Origin of the sequence: Vibrio sp. zbq_1 (assembly GCF_043102935.1) — a bacterium.
In the GTDB taxonomy this organism is placed as follows: Bacteria; Pseudomonadota; Gammaproteobacteria; order Enterobacterales; family Vibrionaceae; genus Vibrio; species Vibrio parahaemolyticus.
In genome coordinates this window covers 58,453-78,122 of record NZ_JBICJH010000042.1, presented here as the reverse complement: position 1 = coordinate 78,122, position 19,670 = coordinate 58,453, and the positions used below count along the sequence as shown (strand labels likewise).

The window sequence follows — 19,670 nt, the reverse complement described above, 5'->3', positions numbered from 1 at the left end:
ATGAAGAAACTTGCACCCGTAGCCTTACTTATTGCATCGCTCGTAGGTTGTAGTTCTGTTCCTCAAGTGAACTGGCAACAAGGCAGCCAAATTACGATGAATCAGGTGAATGTTGAACTAAAGAGCAATCTTTGGGTGAACTTAATGCCTGCGATTGAGGAAGAACCCGTGCAAGACGTTCAAGAGTTGAGTATTCAAGGTGCTCTGTATCTGGAAGGCGACAAACAGCTGCCTGCGAATTTGACTGCTGAGGCTCTGATTATAAAGCAGGGTACTACCGAGTGGATGATTGATGGTGGGGACTTGGAAACTCGCACTCACAGCGAAAATCAGTGGGAAGTGACGTTTACTTGGCAAGTTGAAGCCGATACAGATAAATCCGTCGATTTGGCGTTGCTGCTTGATGATGCGGGTAAACAACGTTGGCTTGTTGAAAAGCACGTGAAGATAAACAAGGTTTATTAGTTTCTTTCCCGCATAGAAAAAGGGCTTGCTCCAATGAGCAAGCCCTTCGTATTTCTAGCAGACTGAATTAGTCTTCTAAGTCTCCACAGAAGCGGTAGCCTTCACCGTGGATAGTCGCGATGATTTCTGGCGTACCAGATACTGATTCGAAGTGTTTACGAATACGGCGAATCGTTACGTCGACAGTACGGTCATGTGGTTTAAGCTCACGGCCAGTCATCTTCTTAAGAAGATCAGCACGTGTTTGGATCTTACCTGGGTTCTCACAGAAGTGCAGAAGTGCACGGAATTCAGAACGAGGCAGCTTGTAGCTATCGCCAGCAGGGCTCACTAGTGAGCGGCTGTTAATATCTAGCACCCAACCGTTGAATTCGTATTTTTCTACTGAGCGCTTTTCTTCTTGAACTGCGTTAGTGCTCATTGAGCGGCTTAGCAGGTTGCGCGCACGAATAGTCAATTCACGTGGGTTGAATGGTTTTGTGATGTAGTCATCAGCACCAATTTCAAGACCTAGGATCTTGTCTACTTCATTGTCGCGGCCTGTTAGGAACATCAGAGCGATGTTCGCTTGCTCACGTAGTTCACGTGCTAGCAATAGACCATTCTTGCCTGGAAGATTAATGTCCATAATGACCAAGTTGATAGAGTTGTCAGACAACACTTGGTGCATCTCTTCACCGTCACTGGCTTCAAAAACAGCGTATCCCTCTGCTTCAAAAATACTCTTAAGAGTGTTACGAGTTACTTGCTCATCTTCTACGATAAGAATCTGCGGGGTTTGCATTGGCGGTACCTAAATTTGTGACAAAATTGTGCTAATAGAATAAATTCTAGGCAAAAATATAACATACAGGTAATGTGATTTTGATAATAAATCAAGTTGATCAAAAAAACACTTCTTTCAGCTATCCGCCTTCCTTGGAATTTTGCCAACTCACCAGTATCCAATGGCGACGTTTATTCTATAGGGCTTGTTTACCTTTCAGTTCCTTGCTTTGCAGGGCATGAAACGTAAACACCCTAAGATATGGAGCGGATTTTATATTGTTAACAGCATGCTAACAATGCTCAAATGTTAATTCCATTCAGTTTGTTGATTTACATCAATTGATGAAATGTAACTGTTATTAATCGTTTAAGAGTTATGATAGAAAAAAGTAATACGAACATAGATGTATCGTTATGGAATGCTTATTCAGAATCTTTTTTTCATTTTGAGGCTGAATGGCATACGTCAAGTTATGCGGTGATAACTGCTTGGAACCCCTACAGTAATTTGCGGTCAAAGAAAGAGAACTGCATAAGTAATCAAGAGTTAGAAAAACAGCTTAAACACGCGAATTACGTGCTCGTTAACGTAGGTGATCGCAGCTTTGAATGGTGTGAAGAGAGTTTTGCGGCGGATATATCATTAGAAGAGGCTGTGCGATTGGCAAAGGCGTTTCAACAAAATGCCATTTACTATGTGATAGATGGTGATCTTTACTTAGTTGCGTGTGCGGCACCGAGCAAAAAACATTGGCTAGGAAAAATTAACGACAGGCTCGTATAACAGGATATCTCTCGTTGGGGTTATGCCCGAGCGAGCAAATTCACGGAGGAAATATGAGAGACATAACACCAGATATTTGTGACCAATTTGAAGACCAAGTGACGTTGCTAAATTTACCACTACAGAACTTTGGTCAACGTACCGCCTTTCATGGCGAAATTGTCACAGTGCGTTGCTATCACGATAATTCTAAAGTACGTGAAGTTCTAGAACAGGATGGCACTGGCAAAGTCTTGATTGTTGATGGACACGGTTCCTGCCAAAAAGCGCTGCTTGGTGATCAGCTGGCGATACTCGGTATCGAAAATGGTTGGGAAGGCATCATTGTGTACGGAGCAGTGCGTGATGTGGCACAAATGTCGCAAATGGACATAGGAGTGCAAGCGTTGGGTACATGTCCGTTTAAAACGGAAAAGCGTGGTGTGGGTGAAGTCAACGTGACGTTAACGATGCTGAACCAAATTGTTCAACCAAAGCATCATGTTTATGCCGATTGGAATGGGGTGTTGATTTCAAAAGAAGCACTCGATTTTTAAAATCGGAAACCTAAACCTACCTCAAAGCCTTGTTGCCAATCTTGGTAATCCAACGTCGCGTGAATGTCTAACTTATCGGTAATTTTCACGCGGCTAGAAAGTTCAGCAGCGAGGCTACTGTCTTCGGTTTGAATGCCGTTGCTATTCTCAGATTTGTAAGATCTTACGGTACTTTTTACGGTGACACGATCATTGAAGTGGTAGCTGATCCCGCTGAGAAAGCCGCTTTGGTTTTGAGTCGGAGAGTTATTGACTCGCGCACCTACATAAAGGTCAACAGAATCAAAAAGTTCATAGGCGTAGCCACCATCAATATTCCATACATCAAAGCTGTCGGTTTGGTAACTTTCACTCGAGATAAAGAGTTTGTGAGGAGACGTGCTTGTTTTCCCTGGAAGGGGAGGGAGATCGTTAGCAAAAGAAACGCCAGACACTAAAAACAGTAACAGAAAAAGCCATTTTTTCATGTCCACCACTCCTTGTGTCTAACTTTTTTATTAGTATCTGCTAAAAGCTTCTCACTATTAAAGCATAGAATATGAAAGCCAACACATCTATTTTCTAAATAATTCAATCCTAGGAACATTGATCACAGTTAAGTTGTTGTTAACTAGAAACAACACCGTCTAAATGTTTGATCTTGCGCTTTATGAGAAAGATCCGCTTACCTATGGCTCCTAATCACCCTTCGTTTAATGGCATTAACTCCTGAAGTTAGAAAACAAGGATGTTTTTCTTAAAATCAAGCGTAAGTAATTACACTTATATATCAATGACATTACGCAGAATAAACCTCTGGAAGACTGGAAAATAAACAATTTTTTGTTGACTCTGAATAGGAAACTCGGTAAACGTAGATATAAGCAAACACGATTAACGTTGAATATTTATTTATGCCATCTAACAGCCTAGTAGTAATGACCACGACCATTATTATTACCGACACGACAAATGTTGGGGCAGGCTGCTGAGCGAAAGAAATTCACAAAAAAGGCCTGTATCCAACAAGATACAGGCCTTTTTTTATGCGTTTTTAGACAGAATTTAGACAAAAATTAAGAAAATACATCGGAGGAAGGGATGCGAGTATTGAAGTTTGGCGGCTCATCACTAGCGGATGCAGATCGCTTTTTAAGAGCGGCAGATATCATTGCCAATAACGCTCAACAAGAAGAAGTGGCCGTTGTACTTTCGGCGCCGGGTAAAACGACGAACAAGTTAGTAGCAGTCATTGAAGGTGCACTTCGCAATGGTGAAGCTGAGCTGCAAATCAATGAGTTGGAAGAGTCGTTTAAAACTCTTTTTGCTGATATCCAAGCGGTATTGCCTAACCTAGAAGGTGCGGCGTTCGATAACCAAGTTAAAACCTCTCTTTCTCAACTGCGTCAGTTTGTGCACGGCATTAACTTACTTGGTATGTGTCCAAACAACGTCAATGCTCGCATCATCAGTAAAGGTGAGCGAGTTTCGATTCAATTGATGAAGGCGGTACTGGAAGCCAAAGGGCAAAAAGCGAACCTCATTGATCCTGTTGAATATCTGTATGCGAAAGGCGATCACCTAGAAGCCATGGTGGATGTTGATGTATCGACACAGAACTTCCGTCAAAATCCTCTTCCTAAAGATCATGTGAACATCATGCCGGGCTTTACTGCGGGTAATGAAAAAGGCGAATTGGTGACGCTGGGTCGTAACGGTTCTGACTATTCAGCGGCAGTATTAGCGGCTTGTTTACGTGCTGATTGTTGTGAAATCTGGACGGACGTGGATGGTGTTTACAACTGTGATCCTCGATTGGTTGAAGATGCACGACTGCTTAAGTCACTGAGCTATCAAGAAGCAATGGAGCTTTCTTACTTCGGTGCATCCGTTCTGCATCCGAAGACCATTGCTCCTATCGCGCAATTCCACATTCCATGTCTGATCAAAAACAGCTTTAACCCTCAAGGTGCGGGTACGCTTATCGGCCAAGATACTGGTGAAGATAATCTTGCGATCAAAGGTATTACAACGCTTAACGACCTAACCATGGTTAACGTATCAGGCCCAGGTATGAAGGGGATGGTAGGCATGGCGAGCCGAGTATTTGGTGCGATGTCTTCTGCTGGTGTCTCTATTGTATTGATTACTCAATCATCGTCTGAGTACAGCATCAGCTTCTGTATCGAGGCCGATGATAAGCTGAAAGCTCAACAAGTTTTGGCAGATGCGTTTGAGCTTGAACTAAAAGACGGTCTATTGGAACCGGTTGATTTTATCGATGATGTTTCTATCGTTACCTTGGTTGGTGACGGCATGCGTACATCCCGTGGTGTTGCTTCACGTTTCTTCTCTTCTCTTGCGGAAGTGAACGTTAATATCGTCGCGATTGCGCAGGGTTCTTCAGAGCGTGCTATCTCTGCGGTAATTCCGGAAGACAAAATTTCTGAGGCGATCAAAGCGTGTCACGAAAACCTATTTAACTCCAAATACTTCCTCGATGTGTTTGTTGTTGGTGTTGGCGGTGTTGGCGGTGAGCTGGTGGATCAGATCCAACGTCAGCAATCCAAACTGGCAGAAAAAGGTATCGTGATTCGAGTGTGTGGTTTAGCAAATAGCAAAGGCTTGCTACTCGATAGTGAAGGCTTACCACTAGAGCACTGGCGCGACCGCATGTCAGCGGCAACAGAAGAATTCAGTTTAGCTCGTTTAATAGCGTTGGTTCAGCGCAATCACATCATCAACCCTGTACTTGTGGATTGTACGTCTAGTGAAGACATTGCAAATCAATATGCAGACTTTCTAGCAGCAGGTTTCCACGTGGTCACGCCAAACAAAAAAGCAAACACAGCAAGCATGGCGTACTACCATCAGCTTCGAGATGTCGCTCGTAGCTCGCGTCGCAAGTTGATGTACGAAACAACCGTAGGGGCAGGCCTACCGGTTATCGAAAACTTACAAAACCTGATTGCAGCAGGCGACGAGCTTGAACGATTTAGTGGCATTTTGTCAGGTTCACTGTCTTACATCTTCGGTAAACTTGACGAGGGTATGAGCCTGAGCGAAGCGACGAATATTGCGAAAGAAAATGGCTTCACTGAGCCAGATCCTCGTGATGACCTTTCTGGTATGGACGTTGCGCGTAAGCTGCTCATCCTAGCTCGCGAAGCAGGTATGTCATTAGAGCTTGAAGATGTGGTCGTTGACCAAGCGCTACCACCAGGCTTTGATGATTCAGGCAGTGTTGATGAATTTATGGCTCGTTTGCCAGAAGCGGATGCGTACTTCAAAGAGTTATCTGCGAAAGCGGCAGAAGAAGGCAAAGTGCTACGTTATGTCGGTGAAATTAATGATGGCAAGTGCACTGTGAGCATGGCCGCTGTCGATGAAAATGATCCAATGTTCAAAATTAAAGACGGTGAAAACGCGTTGGCGTTTTATAGTCGCTACTACCAGCCAATTCCTTTAGTGCTGCGTGGTTACGGTGCCGGTACAGAAGTGACGGCAGCAGGCGTATTCTCGGATGTAATGCGTACTTTAGGTTGGAAACTAGGGGTATAACAAGAATGAGTTCAAGTGATATGGGCGTAGTGGTTTATGCCCCAGCTTCAATTGGTAATGTTAGCGTAGGTTTTGACGTGCTGGGGGCTGCAGTTTCTCCAGTTGACGGCACTTTGTTAGGTGACCGAGTTCAAGTAAAAGCAGGGACTGAGCCGTTCACTTTAAACACTGCTGGGCACTTTGTTTCGAAGTTACCAACCGATCCAAAAGAGAACATCGTTTACGATTGTTGGGTGGTGTTTGCTCGTGAACTGGACAAAAAAGGCATTGAGCTAAAACCACTTGAAATGACGCTAGAGAAAAACATGCCTATTGGTTCTGGTTTGGGCTCAAGTGCTTGTTCTATTGTGGCAGCGTTGGACGCGCTAAACCGATTCCACGACCAGCCTTTGAATGAAACGGAATTGCTGGCTTTAATGGGTGAAATGGAAGGCAAAATTTCGGGTGGTGTTCACTACGACAATGTTGCTCCATGTTACCTTGGTGGTGTTCAGTTGATGCTTGAAGAGCTGGGCATCATCAGCCAAGAAGTCCCTTGCTTTGACGAGTGGTATTGGGTGATGGCGTATCCGGGCATTAAAGTGTCGACGGCTGAAGCGCGTGAAATTCTACCATCTCAATATCGTCGACAAGATATCATTGCTCATGGCCGTCACCTTGCGGGCTTTATTCATGCATGTCACTCTGGTCAGCCAGAGCTTGCTGCAAAAATGATCAAAGACGTGATCGCAGAACCGTATCGTGAGAAACTGCTTCCGGGCTTTGCGAATGCGCGTCAGTACGCAGCATCAGCAGGCGCGTTAGCAACTGGTATTTCTGGCAGTGGTCCGACACTGTTCAGTATTTGCAAACAGAAAGATGTCGCTGAGCGAGTTGCTCGCTGGCTAGAACAAAATTACGTACAAAACGAAGAAGGATTCGTCCATGTTTGTCGTTTAGATAAGCAGGGTTCGAAAGTAACAGGAAGTGAGCTATGAAGCTTTACAATATAAAAGAAAATGATGAACAAGTTTCCTTTGGCCAAGCCGTTCGCCAAGGATTAGGTCGTAATCAAGGCCTATTTTTCCCATCGGAATTACCAAAACTTGAAGACGTTGATGCGTTGCTAGCAGAAGATTTTGTTTCTCGTAGCACCAAGATTCTATCAGCACTGATTGGTGATGAACTGGCGGAAGAGCAAGTTAACGCAATGGTTGATGCTGCATTCCAATTCCCAGCACCAATCAACCAAGTAAAAGAAGGCGTTTACGCGCTAGAACTTTTCCATGGCCCGACGTTAGCATTTAAAGATTTCGGTGGCCGCTTCATGGCGCAATCCCTTGCGGCAGTTTCTAATGGCGGCAAGATCACCATTTTGACCGCAACGTCAGGCGATACTGGCGCAGCTGTTGCGCATGCTTTCTACGGAATGGAAGACATTAATGTTGTGATTCTTTACCCGAAAGGCAAGATCAGCCCGCTGCAAGAGAAGCTGTTTTGTACACTAGGTAAAAACATCCACACTGTAGCAATCAATGGTGATTTCGATGCATGTCAAGCATTGGTGAAACAAGCGTTTGATGATGCGGAGCTGCGTGAAGAGATCGGTCTGAACTCTGCAAACTCAATCAATATCAGCCGTTTGATGGCACAAATCTGTTACTACTTTGAAGCTGCGGCGCAAATGAGTAAGCAAGAGCGTGAAAACCTCGTGGTTTCTGTACCAAGCGGTAACTTTGGTAACCTAACAGCAGGTCTATTAGCAAAAGCGCTAGGTTTACCTATCAAACGTTTTATTGCTGCTACCAACGCGAATGACACGGTGCCTCGTTACCTCGAAACGGGTAAATGGGAGCCAAAACCAACGGTTGCAACCACTTCAAATGCGATGGACGTAAGCCAACCGAACAACTGGCCGCGTATCGAAGAGCTATGCCGTGTGAAAGAGTGGGGCCTTGAGACACTAGGTAAAGGCGCAGTTTCTGATGAGCAAAGCGCACAATCAGTAAAAGACTTGTGCGCATTAGGCTACCTATGTGAGCCACACGGTGCGATTGCTTACCGTGTATTGGAAGAGCAACTGCAAGAAGGTGAAACGGGTCTGTTCTTGTGTACTGCGCACCCAGCGAAGTTCAAAGAGGTTGTAGATGATATTCTTCAGACGGATATCGAACTGCCTGCACCATTAGCTAAACATGCTGCAATGGAGTTGTTGTCTGAAGATCTTGATGCGGATTTTGATGCACTAAAAACAGTATTACGTCGCGTTCAGTAACCAAAACTGAATGTGCGTTAAAAGGTGGGGCATTGTCTCCGCCTTTTTGTTTTTATAGGGCTGGTCTCGGGCAGAAATCGAACATAAAAAAACGGCGCTCATTGAGCGCCGTTTTTAAAACCTACCTGAGCGTACTCTATTATAGAGTCTCAGTAAATGTACGAGCGATAACATCACGTTGTTGTTCTGGCGTTAGCGAGTTGAAGCGTACTGCGTAACCAGAAACACGGATTGTTAGCTGTGGGTATTTTTCTGGGTGAGCAACTGCATCTTCTAGCGTTTCACGTTTAAGAACGTTCACGTTTAGGTGTTGACCACCTTCGATGCGAGGTGCAGTTTCGATAGCTACTTCGCGGCTTTCGTATTCACCTAGGTCGCTGATTGCGATAACTTGGTCTGCTTCGTAACCAGTTGCTGCAGCAACACAACGTGCTTCATTCTTCTCGCTATCTAGTAGCCAGATTGAGTTTAGTAGTTCGTCGTTTGCTGCTTTAGTAATTTGGATACCTTGGATCATCACTATCTCCTAGACCACTTACGTGGTGATTATTGGTGTTAATTTTCGAATTTTTGTTGAGCTGAGTATTATATAGCTAATATCCACTATTTTAATATTGATTTAAGTCAAAAAACAACCAAAAACATTATTTTTATTAAGGTGATTTTGTTGAGTTAAATCAATAAAACCTTTGAAAACATACTAATTACAATTTATTTGATAATATAAAAAATATTTAATAACTCAGATTGTTGTAAATTTACTACAAATTGAGCTTAAAATTTAAACTGATTAACGCAACTATCTGTATTTGGGTAGCGATACTGAAAGTCTAAAGTGATTAAATGACAAACATGAAAAACAAGTTTGGTAATAAACTCATAGGTGCACATGTCTCTGCTGCTGGTGGGGTCGATCAAGCGCCGTTGAGAGCTCGCGAAATTGGTGCGAATGCGTTCGCACTATTTACAAAAAACCAACGCCAGTGGGTGGCGAAGCCTTTAGAAGCAAAAACCATCAGTGCATTTAAAGCGAACTGTAAAATGCTGGGTTTCGGCGCAGAACATATTCTCCCGCACGACTCATACCTGATTAACTTAGGTGCTCCAGAAGCGGACAAGTTGGATAAGTCACGCGCTGCATTCATCGATGAAATGGAGCGTTGTAATCAGTTGGGACTGACTTTGCTTAACTTCCACCCGGGTAGTCACCTAAAGAAAGTCTCTGAACAGGAATGCTTGGCAACGATTGCTGCATCAATCAACTTAGCGCACAAAACTGTACCGGATGTGGTAGCGGTGATTGAGAATACTGCGGGGCAGGGCACAAATCTTGGCTGGAAGTTTGAGCACTTAGCTGAAATCATCGAGCAAGTGGAAGATAAAGATCGTGTCGGTGTTTGTATTGATACCTGCCACACCTTTACGGCTGGTTATGACTTGCGTACAAAAGAAGATTGCGAACGCACTTTTGCTGAATTTGACCGTATTGTGGGTATGCACTATTTGCGAGCAATGCATCTAAATGATTCAAAAGTAGAGTTTGCTAGCAAAGTGGATCGTCACCATTCTTTAGGTAAAGGAGAGATCGGGTGGGATTGTTTCGAGTACATTGCGAAAGACTCTCGTTTTGATGGTATCCCTCTGATTTTAGAAACAATTGATCCGGACATCTGGCAGCAAGAGATCAACGCACTGCGTCAGTTTCATTTAGCCGCTGTTAACAACCAATAATGTAATCGCAAAGTTGGCACCTTTCTTTCTTAGTCGCTTAAGTCAATTTGAATTAAGAAAGAAGGATGCCACTATGTCTCGACCACTCTCTTTTGCTCCCTATGCTTACAGTCGCCGCGTACTGCGTCTGCCGATGCCTAATCGCCACATTACTGGGCAAGGTCATTTTAGAACGCCGCAGAAGCATTAGTCTTTTATTGCTGTTCTCAAGTTCGTGGTAAGTTTTTTGTTTGTTTGGGTTTCGCTCGTTAGAATAGAAGCAAAATTTAGGACAGGAACTTTCCATGAATCAGTCACCCACTTGGCACGATGTGATCGGCGAAGAGAAAAAGCAGAGCTACTTTGTAGACACGTTGAATTTTGTTGAAGCAGAACGAGCAGCAGGCAAAGCGATTTACCCGCCAGCAAAAGATGTTTTTAACGCATTTCGTTTCACGGAGTTTAACGATGTGAAAGTGGTGATCTTAGGACAAGACCCATACCACGGTCCAAATCAGGCGCATGGTTTGTGCTTCTCTGTGCTTCCTGGAATCAAAACGCCACCGTCGCTCGTGAACATGTATAAAGAATTGGCTCAAGATATCGAAGGATTCCAGATCCCTCAGCACGGATTCTTGCAAAGCTGGGCAGAGCAAGGCGTATTGTTGCTCAATACGGTTTTGACGGTTGAGCAAGGCAAAGCGCACTCACACTCTAAAACAGGGTGGGAAACATTCACAGACCGAGTGATTGAAGCGATAAACCAGCATCAGCATGGGGTCGTGTTCCTTTTATGGGGATCTCACGCTCAGAAGAAAGGGCGTTTCATCGACCGCTCGAAGCACCATGTATTAGCCGCGCCGCATCCATCGCCATTGTCTGCTCATCGAGGGTTCTTGGGTTGTAAGCATTTCTCCCAAGCAAACCAATTACTTGCTTCGCAAGGAAAAGAGCCAATCAACTGGCATTTACCGTTAACGGTATAAAAGAAGAGACAGCGATCATGGTGCTATGATCGCTGTTTTTTTGAGCATGCTCGAAGCTGGTAGCGAATTTCTCATGTACACTTATTGAAAGTAGGTGTTAAGGAGAGACGCTATGATGATCGAAAGAATTCGACGCGAACACGGCTACATGGTTCGCCTGCTGGCCATATTGCGCCATAAACTCAACGAAATAAAAGAAGAAAACGCCATTAATTACTCGCTAGTAAGCGAGATTGTTGACTACCTCTCAAACCATTCGGAAAAAATTCATCATCCGAAAGAAGATATTCTCTACCATCATTTCCTCAAGCATTACGGTAAGCAACAAACCATGGAAAACTTGGAGAAAGAGCACCAAGAGCTCGCCGAGAAGACCAAAGAGTTTTCGATGCTCATTGAGATGATTTTGCAAGATGCGGTTGTTCCTCAAGACATCTTTATTGCTCAGCTAGAAGATTTCATTGAGTCGCAAAAGCGTCACCTTGAGCTCGAAGAGAGAAAAATCCTGCCATTAATTGAAGAGCTTTTTACTACTGAAGACTGGCAACACGTTGAAAGTCTGTGGACAGAGAGCGAAGACGACCCTGTATTTGGTGACACGATTGCGGATCGCTACAAACAGCTTGCCGAGCGCGTTCGTCAAAGCGATATGGAGTTTGTTTAACTTACTCAAAGCCCGAGTCTCTATAAATCTTGCTCGGGTTTATTTGTGGTAATTCTTATTGTTTGAGAATTGAATGGAAATTCAACATAACCAATTCTCGATAAAAAGAACGGCTAATTCTCATTGAGTAAGAATTCCGTCAACGTAAACATTTAGACGTAGAGAATCAGGACATGTAACCCCGCTCTATACAAAAACAAAAGGCACCGTTAGGGTGCCTTTTGTTCAAATTAGAGTTTGATGTCGTCTAAGCTGTAGTCGTTGCAAACATCAAGTTCACGTAGTTCTTTAAGTAAGTTACGTCTGTCGTTCATCTCTTCTATTTCACGCCACTTTCTTTTTACTGGTTTAGCGCGAGATCTTGTTGTTGAGGTAGTATCCAGATTGAAAATCTCATCTAGTTGAAAGCCTTCCATAAGCCACCTTTACCCTTCTTTATCTAAACTGTTGTAACCAGTCCTTGTGGAGTTTTTTAAGTACCACAATAGGTGTGAGAATAACCATGATATATTTCGCATTTGTGTCGGTAACATGACAGTTTCGTGCAAAAGTTCTCTCAAAATCACATTTTGCTTCGTGAACGATTGAATAAAAAATGTACAAACGAGAAAGGGAAAACGATTAAATGAAGAGATTTTCAATGTTAATTTGATGCGTTCAATTAGAGTACTAAGCAAAGGTTGAAGTTGCATAAAATGTGTTTGATGAAATAGTGTTCGATTACCTCTCTGGCGGCAAAGATAAATTTATGTAACACCTTGTGAATACTAGCTTGGTTCGTTTTTTATGGAGTGCTGTTCCATTAATGTCGGTGTAATTATTTATGTTGGATGTTGGTGATTGAAATGTTGCATATTTGGGGTGTTAAGTCCTCTTTTTATGTTATTTTTTGGTGACTTTATAGTGAAAAATAACAATGTTATTGTAATGGTTGCATATTGATTTTTGCGTTCCTAGGTTGCATTATCCGCCCGTCAAAAAATACGCTGGTACGTAAAATGGATGCATGAAGCGACGTTTACGATTCTAGATTGCGCATAAACATTACTCAAAAAGCTAAGCACACTTTGACACTTAGCAGGCAATCTGGTGGATGGCTCGGACGCACAGACTGGCGCAACTCACTTTGAGGTACACATGACAGACTTAATCAATTTGATGAACGATCTCCTTTGGGGTTCGATTCTGGTTTATCTTCTTGTAGGTGTAGGAATCTACTTCACCGTTCGATTGGGATTCATCCAATTCCGCCACTTCGGCCACATGTTCTCTGTTCTTAAGAACAGCCGTAAAGCAGACAAAGCTGGTATTTCTTCTTTCCAAGCGCTTTGTACTAGTCTTGCTGCACGTGTAGGTACTGGTAACATGGCGGGTGTTGCAGTTGCATTGACTGCGGGTGGCCCTGGCGCGATCTTCTGGATGTGGCTGATCGCAATGCTTGGTATGGCAACGTCGTTTGCAGAGAGTACTCTGGCGCAGCTATACAAAACCAAAGATGATGATGGCAACTACCGTGGTGGTCCTGCTTACTACATGGAAAAAGGCTTGGGCATGCGTTGGATGGGCGTGTTGTTCTCTGTTTTCCTAATCATCGCTTTTGGTTTGGTATTCAACGCCGTACAAGCGAACTCAATTGCAAACGCAATGAGCAACGCATTTGGTTGGAATGACCTATACGTTGGTATTGCTGTTGTTGCACTTTCAGCTGTAGTTATCTTCGGTGGTATCAAGCGTATCGCGAAAGTAGCTGAGCTGATCGTTCCTATCATGGCACTGCTATACCTAGTACTAGCATTGTTCGTTGTATTCTCAAACCTAGAGAAACTACCAGATGTATTGATGCTGATCTTCAAGAGCGCATTCGGTCTGCAAGAAGCTGCAGCGGGTGGTCTTGGTTATGCGATTGCACAAGCAATGATCAACGGTATCAAACGTGGTCTATTCTCGAACGAAGCGGGTATGGGTTCTGCGCCTAACGCGGCAGCGTCGGCAACGCCTTACCCACCGCACCCAGCATCTCAAGGTTACGTTCAGATGCTAGGCGTGTTCATGGATACGATTGTTATCTGTTCTGCAACAGTAGCGATTATCCTGATGTCGGGCGAGTATGTAGGTCAAGCAACGGAAGTTACTGGTATTGAGCTAACTCAGCGTGCATTGAGCTCGCAAGTGGGTGATTGGGGCGGCATCTTTGTTGCAGTTGCAATCTTCTTCTTCGCGTTTACTTCAATCATCGCGAACTACTCTTACGCAGAAACGAACCTGATCTTCTTGGAGCACAACCATAAAGCTGGTCTAAGCATCTTCCGCGTTGTGGTTCTGGGCATGGTAATGTTTGGTGCGCTAGCGTCTCTTCCTGTGGTTTGGTCGTTGGCTGACGTTTCGATGGGTCTGATGGCGATTGTTAACTTGGTAGCGATTCTGTTGCTATCGGGCATCGTGATCAAACTGGCGAAAGACTACAACCGCCAGCTAGGCGAAGGTAAAGTACCAACGTTCGATGCGAACGATTTCCCTGAGCTTAAGTCTCAGCTAGAAGACGGTATTTGGGACAACACTAAGAAAGACTAAGTGTTCTCCTATCGTTAAAAGCTATTAAGACGATTCGTAAAGCCATGCAGACAATGCATGGCTTTTTTTGTACCCTAATAAAAAACAAAATTAGGGAAGTGAAAGTCATGCTTATCGTAGTTTCTCCAGCGAAGACCCTCGATTACGAGTCTCCGTTAGCGACAGAAAAATTTACTCAACCAGAGTTAATTGAATATTCAAAAGAATTGATCGACGTTTGCCGCAAACTGACGCCTGCTGATGTTGCCTCTTTAATGAAAGTGAGTGACAAGATAGCCGATCTGAACGTCGGGCGATTCCAAGAGTGGAGCGAAACGTTCACAACGGAAAACTCGCGTCAGGCCATTTTTGCGTTTAAAGGTGATGTGTACACGGGCTTGGAAGCTGAAACACTATCAGATGCGGACTTCGAATACGCGCAAAAACACTTACGCATGCTATCTGGTCTGTACGGTCTGCTCAAACCGCTCGACTTAATGCAACCATACCGTCTGGAGATGGGGACAAAACTGGCGAACGATAAAGGTAGCAACCTGTACCAGTTCTGGGGCAATGTGATTACCGACAAGCTCAATGAAGCGATTGCTGAGCAAGGCGACAATGTTTTGATCAATCTTGCGTCGAATGAGTATTTTAAAGCGGTGAAGCCAAAGAACTTGGATGCACAAGTGATTACGCCAATTTTCAAAGACTGTAAGAATGGTCAATACAAGGTGATCAGTTTTTATGCGAAGAAAGCACGTGGCATGATGGCGCGTTACATCATCGAAAATCGCATTGAGAGCGTGGCGGACTTAACGAAGTTTGATACCGCTGGCTACTACTTCGTTGAGGAAGAGTCGACACCAACAGACTTGGTATTTAAACGTGAAGAGCAAAACTGATTGAAGCGCAATACGCGTTATTAATTGAAAGCTACACAAACGAAAAAGGGGTGGCACTGCCAACCCTTTGTTATTTCTATTTGGGCTTTTTAAGCCTCAACAAGATTACTTCTTCTTAGCGGTTTTCTTTTTCGCTGTTTTCTTCTTGTCTTCTTTTTTCTTTTTCTTCTTAAACACAGGTTTCTTGTGCTTAGGGCGCATCTCTTTAATGAAACGCTCTTTGATGTCTTCTTTCACGTAACGTGCTACGCGATCCATCATTGGCTGGTCGTGCGCTTCTACGATTGAGATTGCGTTACCTTTCTTACCTGCACGAGCTGTACGGCCGATACGGTGAAGGTATACGTCAGCCGTGCGCGGCATGTCGTAGTTGATAACGTGAGAAACATCAGGAAGGTCGATACCACGCGCCGCAACGTCAGTTGCTAGTAGCACGTTCACAGTGCCGTCACGGAAACGTGCAATGGCATTATTACGACGATCTTGAGGCATTTCACCTTGAATCCACGAACACGGGATTTGTGCGCTCTCAAGTTGTGCACGTAGCTCTGCCAAGCGTTCACGAGTTTTTAAGAACACGATAGTGCGCTCAGCTTGCTCTGTGATGATATGTTTCAGCAGAGCCAGTTTGTGTTCTGCGCTATCAGCACGGTGATACCATTGAGCAATCTTCTTACGCTCACGCAGTGGCGATTTTGCGTCGATCTCTGCTGGCTCGTTCAATAGGTCAGCCGTGAAGCCTTCTACGCCTTTACCTTCTAGTGTTGCTGAGAACAGAAGGGTTTGCTTACGCCAGCGACATTCATTCGACAGACGGTCAACCGTTGGAGCAAAGCCCATGTCCAGCATGCGGTCTGCTTCATCGAGAACCAGCCATTCGATAGCACGACAATCAAAACGTTCTGCATCAATGTACTCACGTAGACGGCCTGGTGTTGCAACTACGATGTCTTGCGTAGTTGCTAGGATGTCTGCGTGTTCTTGGTATTGAACGCCGCCTGTGATCGTGAAGATGTTCAGCTTAGTGTTCTTTGCCAAAGCACGAGCTTGGTCGGCAACCTGCATCGCCAGTTCGCGAGTTGGCGTAAGGATCAAAATACGCGCAGGCCCAGGTTTACGACGAGGGAAATCTTGCAAGTATTGCAATGCTGGCAGAACGAAGGCTGCCGTTTTACCAGTACCCGTTGGCGCTGACGCTAGAATGTCACGACCATCCAACGCTTGTGGAATCGCTTCTGCCTGAATTTTAGTTGGGCGTTCGTAGCCCATCTCTTCAATGGCTTCAAGTAGGTTTTGGTCTAGATCAAGTTCAGCAAAGGTTCTGATCACAATGAGTTCTCCACAAGCAAAGCTTGGTTAATGGTTCGCCAAAGCAGCATAGAATATAAAAAGGTCGCACATTATAAAGTGATTGGTGATAAGGATCACATGTTATTTCACATCTTAAGATAAAACTCGTGGGTTAAGCGGACAAAATCATTGCTGTAACCGTCTGATGAGTGAATGATCAAATGTGACTCTTGAGTATCGCAAGGTTGCTTTGCCAGTTCAAACAGCAAACGGTGCACGGGTTTCTTTTCCGATGGTTGCACGCGGCACAGTCGAGATAGAGCCCAACCCTGGGTTAATGCTAGTTCAATAAATAGCTCCCCTTCGGTGATTGGCAGCACAAAGCTGGCTTTTCCTTCTGCATCTAGCAACTGATAACAACACTTAAGCAACGCATCATGGCGTAGAGAGTCGGTATGCCTAGCGGTTGCTCGCTGGCTTTGTTTAGCTTGCTCACCAGTGTTGAAATAGGGTGGGTTGCAAACAATGCGTTGAAAGCGTTGCGGCGGTGAAAAACTCAAAACATCGGTATGCTGAACTGAGAGTCGGTCGTGCCACGGCGAGTGCGAAAAATTGTGGCTTGCGGCTTCAACCGCTGTGGTTTCGATGTCAACGGCGGTAATTTTTGCGTCAGGAAAGCGTTGAGCACACATCAAAGCGAGTAACCCTGTTCCTGTCCCGATATCCAAGATATGGGCTGAGCTCGGACTTTCCATCCACGCGCCAAGCATCACGCCGTCGGTACTCACCGGCATGCCACTTTCGCCTCCTTCGATACAAAACTGCTTAAACTTGAAGCCTTTAGTTTGAAATTTTCCGCTCTTCATGATTGTTTTTTATCTGCTCAATATTTAAGTGAAATTCTCTATTGTTTCTTATTTGTATAGATTGTTGTTTTGTTGGTTATTAAATTGTATGGTTAATTGATCGAGATAAAGAACTGTACGGTTCTTTTGATCTAGTTAGATACACTGCTTTTAAGTTTAAAAACTAAATTAATATGGTGTTTTTTTCTTAAAGGTTGCCAAATGATGAGTCTTTCGTCATTATGCGGCGAAAATTTTATAGATTGAACCACAGATACTCATTAACTTTTGGGTATACAAAAAAGTGGTCGATGCATACACAACATTCATTAAATAAAGAAAAGGGTTATCTGTGAAGCAGACGTTAAAACTAACAGATATTGTCGCAGTAGGCTTTATGCTATTTGCGTTCTTTTTAGGTGCAGGCAACATCATCTTTCCACCTCTAGCGGGTCAGCTCGCGGGTGAAAACCTATTGCCAGCGATGTTCGGTTTCTTGCTAACAGCGGTAGGTCTACCTCTTATTACTATCGTTGCTATTGCTGTAGCAGGTGGATCATGGGATCACTTGACTCAAGATCTTCCGAAAAAAGCAGCAGTATTGATGGCAGCACTTATCTTCATCATTATTGGTCCTGCGTTTGCAGCGCCTCGTACAGGTCTAGTGGCTTACGAGATGGCCGTGAAGCCATTCTTTGTTGAAGCTTCTCAAGCGCACCTTACCGCGTTTTCTGTGATCTTTTTTGCGGTTGCAATGCTGTTCTCTTGGTTCCAAGGCCGTCTTATCGACTTGATCGGTAAAGTGCTGACTCCAGCGCTGTTTGTCGGTTTGATCATTCTTGCTGTTGCAGTATTCCTAGATCCTCAAGGCGATATGATTGGAGCTCGTGGTGAGTACCTAACTCAGCCACTAACCAAAGGCTTCCTTGAAGGCTACAACACCATGGATACTTTCGCATCGCTGATGTTTGGTATGTTGATGGTGGATGCACTGCGCGGCAAAGGCATCACGGAGCGTTCTGCGACGACTAAGTACCTGATTTTTGCAGGTTGTATCGCGGCGGCTGGTCTAGCATTTGTTTACATTTCGCTATTCTACCTAGGCGCTACCAGTGCAACAGTTGCTGCGGGCGCAGACAACGGTGGTCTGATTCTAAGCCAGTACGTTCAAGCATTGTTTGGCCCTTACGGTCAAATCGTTCTTTCTGTGATTGTATTGCTAGCGTGTCTGACAACGGCTATCGGCCTGATTTCAGCATGTTCTGATTTCTTCAGCTCGAAGACATCACTGTCATACAAGCAGTGGGTTCTAATCAACGGTGCCGTATGTGCGCTAGTTGCTAACGTTGGTCTAGCGCAATTGATTTCGCTCTCTGTACCTGTACTGTTTGCCCTTTACCCAGTGGCGATTGCTTTGGTTGCTCTTACCTTTGTTCGTAGCAAACTGCCAAATCCTCGCTTTGCATACCGTGCGGTACTGCTAGTATCACTATTGTTCGCACTTGTTGATGCAGCGAAAGTTGCTGGTTTGGATGTATCTGCGTTCAACGTACTACCGCTGTTTGAAGTGGGCATGGGTTGGGTTCTTCCTACTCTGGCAGCTATCATCTGCATGTTCTTCATCTCTAAATCTGTTCAACCAGAACTACGAGAAGAAGCGGCGTAAAGACGCTAGAAATTGAATAATGAAAAAGCCCGATGAAGTGATTCATCGGGCTTTTTTGTATCTGGTTCGCATCAACGTAAGCGTCGGTGCTTAAAGCGTATCGTGGAACTCCACAAGTACTTGTTCACACCACTTTTCAATTCGCTCGTCACTCAAATCGTATTGAGAATCTTCATCTAGTGCTAGGCCAACAAATTGGCTGCCATCTTCCGTTAGCGCTTTAGAGGCTTCAAACTCATAGCCTTCGTTTGGCCAATAACCGATAAACTGGGCGCCGGTTGCTTTTAACTCGTCGTGCAGTAGGCCCATGGCATCAAGGTACCATTCACCGTAGCCTTCTTGGTCGCCAAGACCAAATAGCGCCACAACTTTGCCTTTCAACGGCGTAGACGTGATGTCTTGCCAAATGGCGCTCCAATCTTCTTGGATCTCACCAAAGTCCCAAGTCGAGATGCCTAGAAGCAATAAATCATACTCAGCCATCAGCGATAGCGGCGTCTCTTTCACATTGTGAATATCGACAAGGTTTGCACCAATAATGTTGCGAATTTTCTCTGCTGCCATCTCGGTGTAGCAGGTTGTTGAGCCGTAAAAGAGTCCGATTTTCATTATATTCGTCGTTTTTTGTGTTGCTGTTGTAGAGGATTTTAACCTTAAACTGCCTAGGAATGCAGCGAATATCGTGAGATTCCCCACCTGAGCCAATT

General features: G+C 44.4%; 19 protein-coding genes and 1 other annotated feature. Of the genes, 12 read left to right on the top strand and 7 right to left on the bottom strand.

Going from position 1 to position 19,670, the window contains the following annotated elements; translation table 11 throughout:
* Window positions 1-465, top strand: coding sequence for a hypothetical protein (locus ACF8CV_RS20105; protein ID WP_015296247.1), 465 nt, complete (start codon window positions 1-3; stop codon window positions 463-465).
* 67 nt (window positions 466-532) lie between these two features.
* Here the strand turns inward: ACF8CV_RS20105 and arcA are convergent, their stop codons facing one another.
* Window positions 533-1,249 carry a two-component system response regulator ArcA gene (gene arcA / locus ACF8CV_RS20100; RefSeq protein ID WP_005479585.1) on the bottom strand — a complete coding sequence of 239 codons (717 nt, stop codon included), beginning with the start codon at window positions 1,247-1,249 and terminating at the stop codon, window positions 533-535.
* A 360-nt stretch (window positions 1,250-1,609) separates the two neighbouring features.
* Here arcA and ACF8CV_RS20095 point away from each other — a divergent pair, with 360 nt between their 5' ends.
* Together ACF8CV_RS20095 and ACF8CV_RS20090 are read left to right on the top strand one after the other, a co-directional pair.
* A complete protein-coding gene (locus ACF8CV_RS20095; protein ID WP_017449170.1) occupies window positions 1,610-2,017 on the top strand; it encodes a DUF3293 domain-containing protein in 408 nt (135 codons plus the stop codon).
* A gap of 53 nt (window positions 2,018-2,070) precedes the next feature.
* Window positions 2,071-2,553, top strand: coding sequence for a putative 4-hydroxy-4-methyl-2-oxoglutarate aldolase (locus ACF8CV_RS20090; RefSeq protein ID WP_005460676.1), 483 nt, complete (start codon window positions 2,071-2,073; stop codon window positions 2,551-2,553).
* Here ACF8CV_RS20090 and ACF8CV_RS20085 read toward each other — a convergent pair.
* A complete protein-coding gene (locus ACF8CV_RS20085) occupies window positions 2,550-3,020 on the bottom strand; it encodes a hypothetical protein (RefSeq protein WP_005460677.1) in 471 nt (156 codons plus the stop codon). The two genes, ACF8CV_RS20090 and ACF8CV_RS20085, sit on opposite strands and share 4 nt — an antisense overlap.
* 439 nt (window positions 3,021-3,459) lie before the next feature.
* Window positions 3,460-3,579, top strand: a sequence feature (Thr leader region).
* A 54-nt stretch (window positions 3,580-3,633) separates the two neighbouring features.
* On the opposite strand from ACF8CV_RS20085, the gene thrA reads away from it, so the two are divergent.
* Genes thrA through thrC form a run of 3 tightly spaced genes read left to right on the top strand, consistent with a single transcriptional unit; the run spans window position 3,634 to window position 8,347 of the window.
* On the top strand, window positions 3,634-6,093 hold the full coding sequence (gene thrA, locus ACF8CV_RS20080) for a bifunctional aspartate kinase/homoserine dehydrogenase I (RefSeq protein WP_005479590.1): 2,460 nt from the start codon (window positions 3,634-3,636) through the stop codon (window positions 6,091-6,093).
* A 20-nt stretch (window positions 6,094-6,113) separates the two neighbouring features.
* Window positions 6,114-7,070, top strand: coding sequence for a homoserine kinase (thrB, locus tag ACF8CV_RS20075; protein ID WP_031831207.1), 957 nt, complete (start codon window positions 6,114-6,116; stop codon window positions 7,068-7,070).
* Window positions 7,067-8,347, top strand: a complete 1,281-nt coding sequence (thrC, locus tag ACF8CV_RS20070) for a threonine synthase (RefSeq protein ID WP_138938673.1) — start codon at window positions 7,067-7,069, stop codon at window positions 8,345-8,347. The genes thrB and thrC overlap by 4 nt, the downstream gene beginning before the upstream one ends.
* 139 nt (window positions 8,348-8,486) lie before the next feature.
* Here thrC and grcA read toward each other — a convergent pair whose 3' ends face one another.
* Entirely contained in the window at window positions 8,487-8,864 is a 378-nt protein-coding gene (grcA, locus tag ACF8CV_RS20065; RefSeq protein ID WP_005459053.1) for an autonomous glycyl radical cofactor GrcA, read from the bottom strand.
* 326 nt (window positions 8,865-9,190) lie between these two features.
* Between grcA and nfo the strand changes: the two genes are divergently transcribed.
* The 3 genes from nfo to ACF8CV_RS20050 all read left to right on the top strand — a co-directional run bounded on the left by nfo (window position 9,191) and on the right by ACF8CV_RS20050 (window position 11,707).
* Entirely contained in the window at window positions 9,191-10,078 is an 888-nt protein-coding gene (nfo, locus tag ACF8CV_RS20060; protein ID WP_138938674.1) for a deoxyribonuclease IV, read from the top strand.
* Window positions 10,079-10,362: 284 nt separating this feature from the next.
* On the top strand, window positions 10,363-11,043 hold the full coding sequence (gene ung, locus ACF8CV_RS20055; protein WP_005465920.1) for a uracil-DNA glycosylase: 681 nt from the start codon (window positions 10,363-10,365) through the stop codon (window positions 11,041-11,043).
* Window positions 11,044-11,155: 112 nt separating this feature from the next.
* Window positions 11,156-11,707, top strand: coding sequence for a hemerythrin domain-containing protein (locus ACF8CV_RS20050; protein WP_005459058.1), 552 nt, complete (start codon window positions 11,156-11,158; stop codon window positions 11,705-11,707).
* Between the two features lie 230 nt (window positions 11,708-11,937).
* Here ACF8CV_RS20050 and ACF8CV_RS20045 read toward each other — a convergent pair whose 3' ends face one another.
* Window positions 11,938-12,123 carry a DUF3545 family protein gene (locus ACF8CV_RS20045; protein ID WP_005459060.1) on the bottom strand — a complete coding sequence of 62 codons (186 nt, stop codon included), beginning with the start codon at window positions 12,121-12,123 and terminating at the stop codon, window positions 11,938-11,940.
* Window positions 12,124-12,844: 721 nt separating this feature from the next.
* On the opposite strand from ACF8CV_RS20045, the gene ACF8CV_RS20040 reads away from it, so the two are divergent.
* Together ACF8CV_RS20040 and yaaA are read left to right on the top strand one after the other, a co-directional pair.
* The gene (locus ACF8CV_RS20040; RefSeq protein ID WP_005459389.1) at window positions 12,845-14,278 is read left to right on the top strand and encodes a sodium:alanine symporter family protein; all 1,434 of its coding nucleotides are present in this window, start codon (window positions 12,845-12,847) and stop codon (window positions 14,276-14,278) included.
* Between the two features lie 107 nt (window positions 14,279-14,385).
* The gene (yaaA, locus tag ACF8CV_RS20035; RefSeq protein WP_025506583.1) at window positions 14,386-15,162 is read left to right on the top strand and encodes a peroxide stress protein YaaA; all 777 of its coding nucleotides are present in this window, start codon (window positions 14,386-14,388) and stop codon (window positions 15,160-15,162) included.
* Window positions 15,163-15,267: 105 nt separating this feature from the next.
* On the opposite strand, the gene srmB is transcribed toward yaaA, so the two are convergent.
* Entirely contained in the window at window positions 15,268-16,491 is a 1,224-nt protein-coding gene (gene srmB, locus ACF8CV_RS20030; RefSeq protein ID WP_005479730.1) for an ATP-dependent RNA helicase SrmB, read from the bottom strand.
* A 107-nt stretch (window positions 16,492-16,598) separates the two neighbouring features.
* Window positions 16,599-17,318 carry a tRNA1(Val) (adenine(37)-N6)-methyltransferase gene (locus ACF8CV_RS20025; RefSeq protein ID WP_138938675.1) on the bottom strand — a complete coding sequence of 240 codons (720 nt, stop codon included), beginning with the start codon at window positions 17,316-17,318 and terminating at the stop codon, window positions 16,599-16,601.
* Window positions 17,319-17,649: 331 nt separating this feature from the next.
* On the opposite strand from ACF8CV_RS20025, the gene brnQ reads away from it, so the two are divergent.
* Window positions 17,650-18,963, top strand: coding sequence for a branched-chain amino acid transport system II carrier protein (gene brnQ / locus ACF8CV_RS20020; RefSeq protein ID WP_005459396.1), 1,314 nt, complete (start codon window positions 17,650-17,652; stop codon window positions 18,961-18,963).
* Window positions 18,964-19,053: 90 nt separating this feature from the next.
* On the opposite strand, the gene fldB is transcribed toward brnQ, so the two are convergent.
* Window positions 19,054-19,572 carry a flavodoxin FldB gene (gene fldB, locus ACF8CV_RS20015; RefSeq protein ID WP_138938676.1) on the bottom strand — a complete coding sequence of 173 codons (519 nt, stop codon included), beginning with the start codon at window positions 19,570-19,572 and terminating at the stop codon, window positions 19,054-19,056.
* Between the last annotated feature and the right edge of the window lie 98 nt (window positions 19,573-19,670).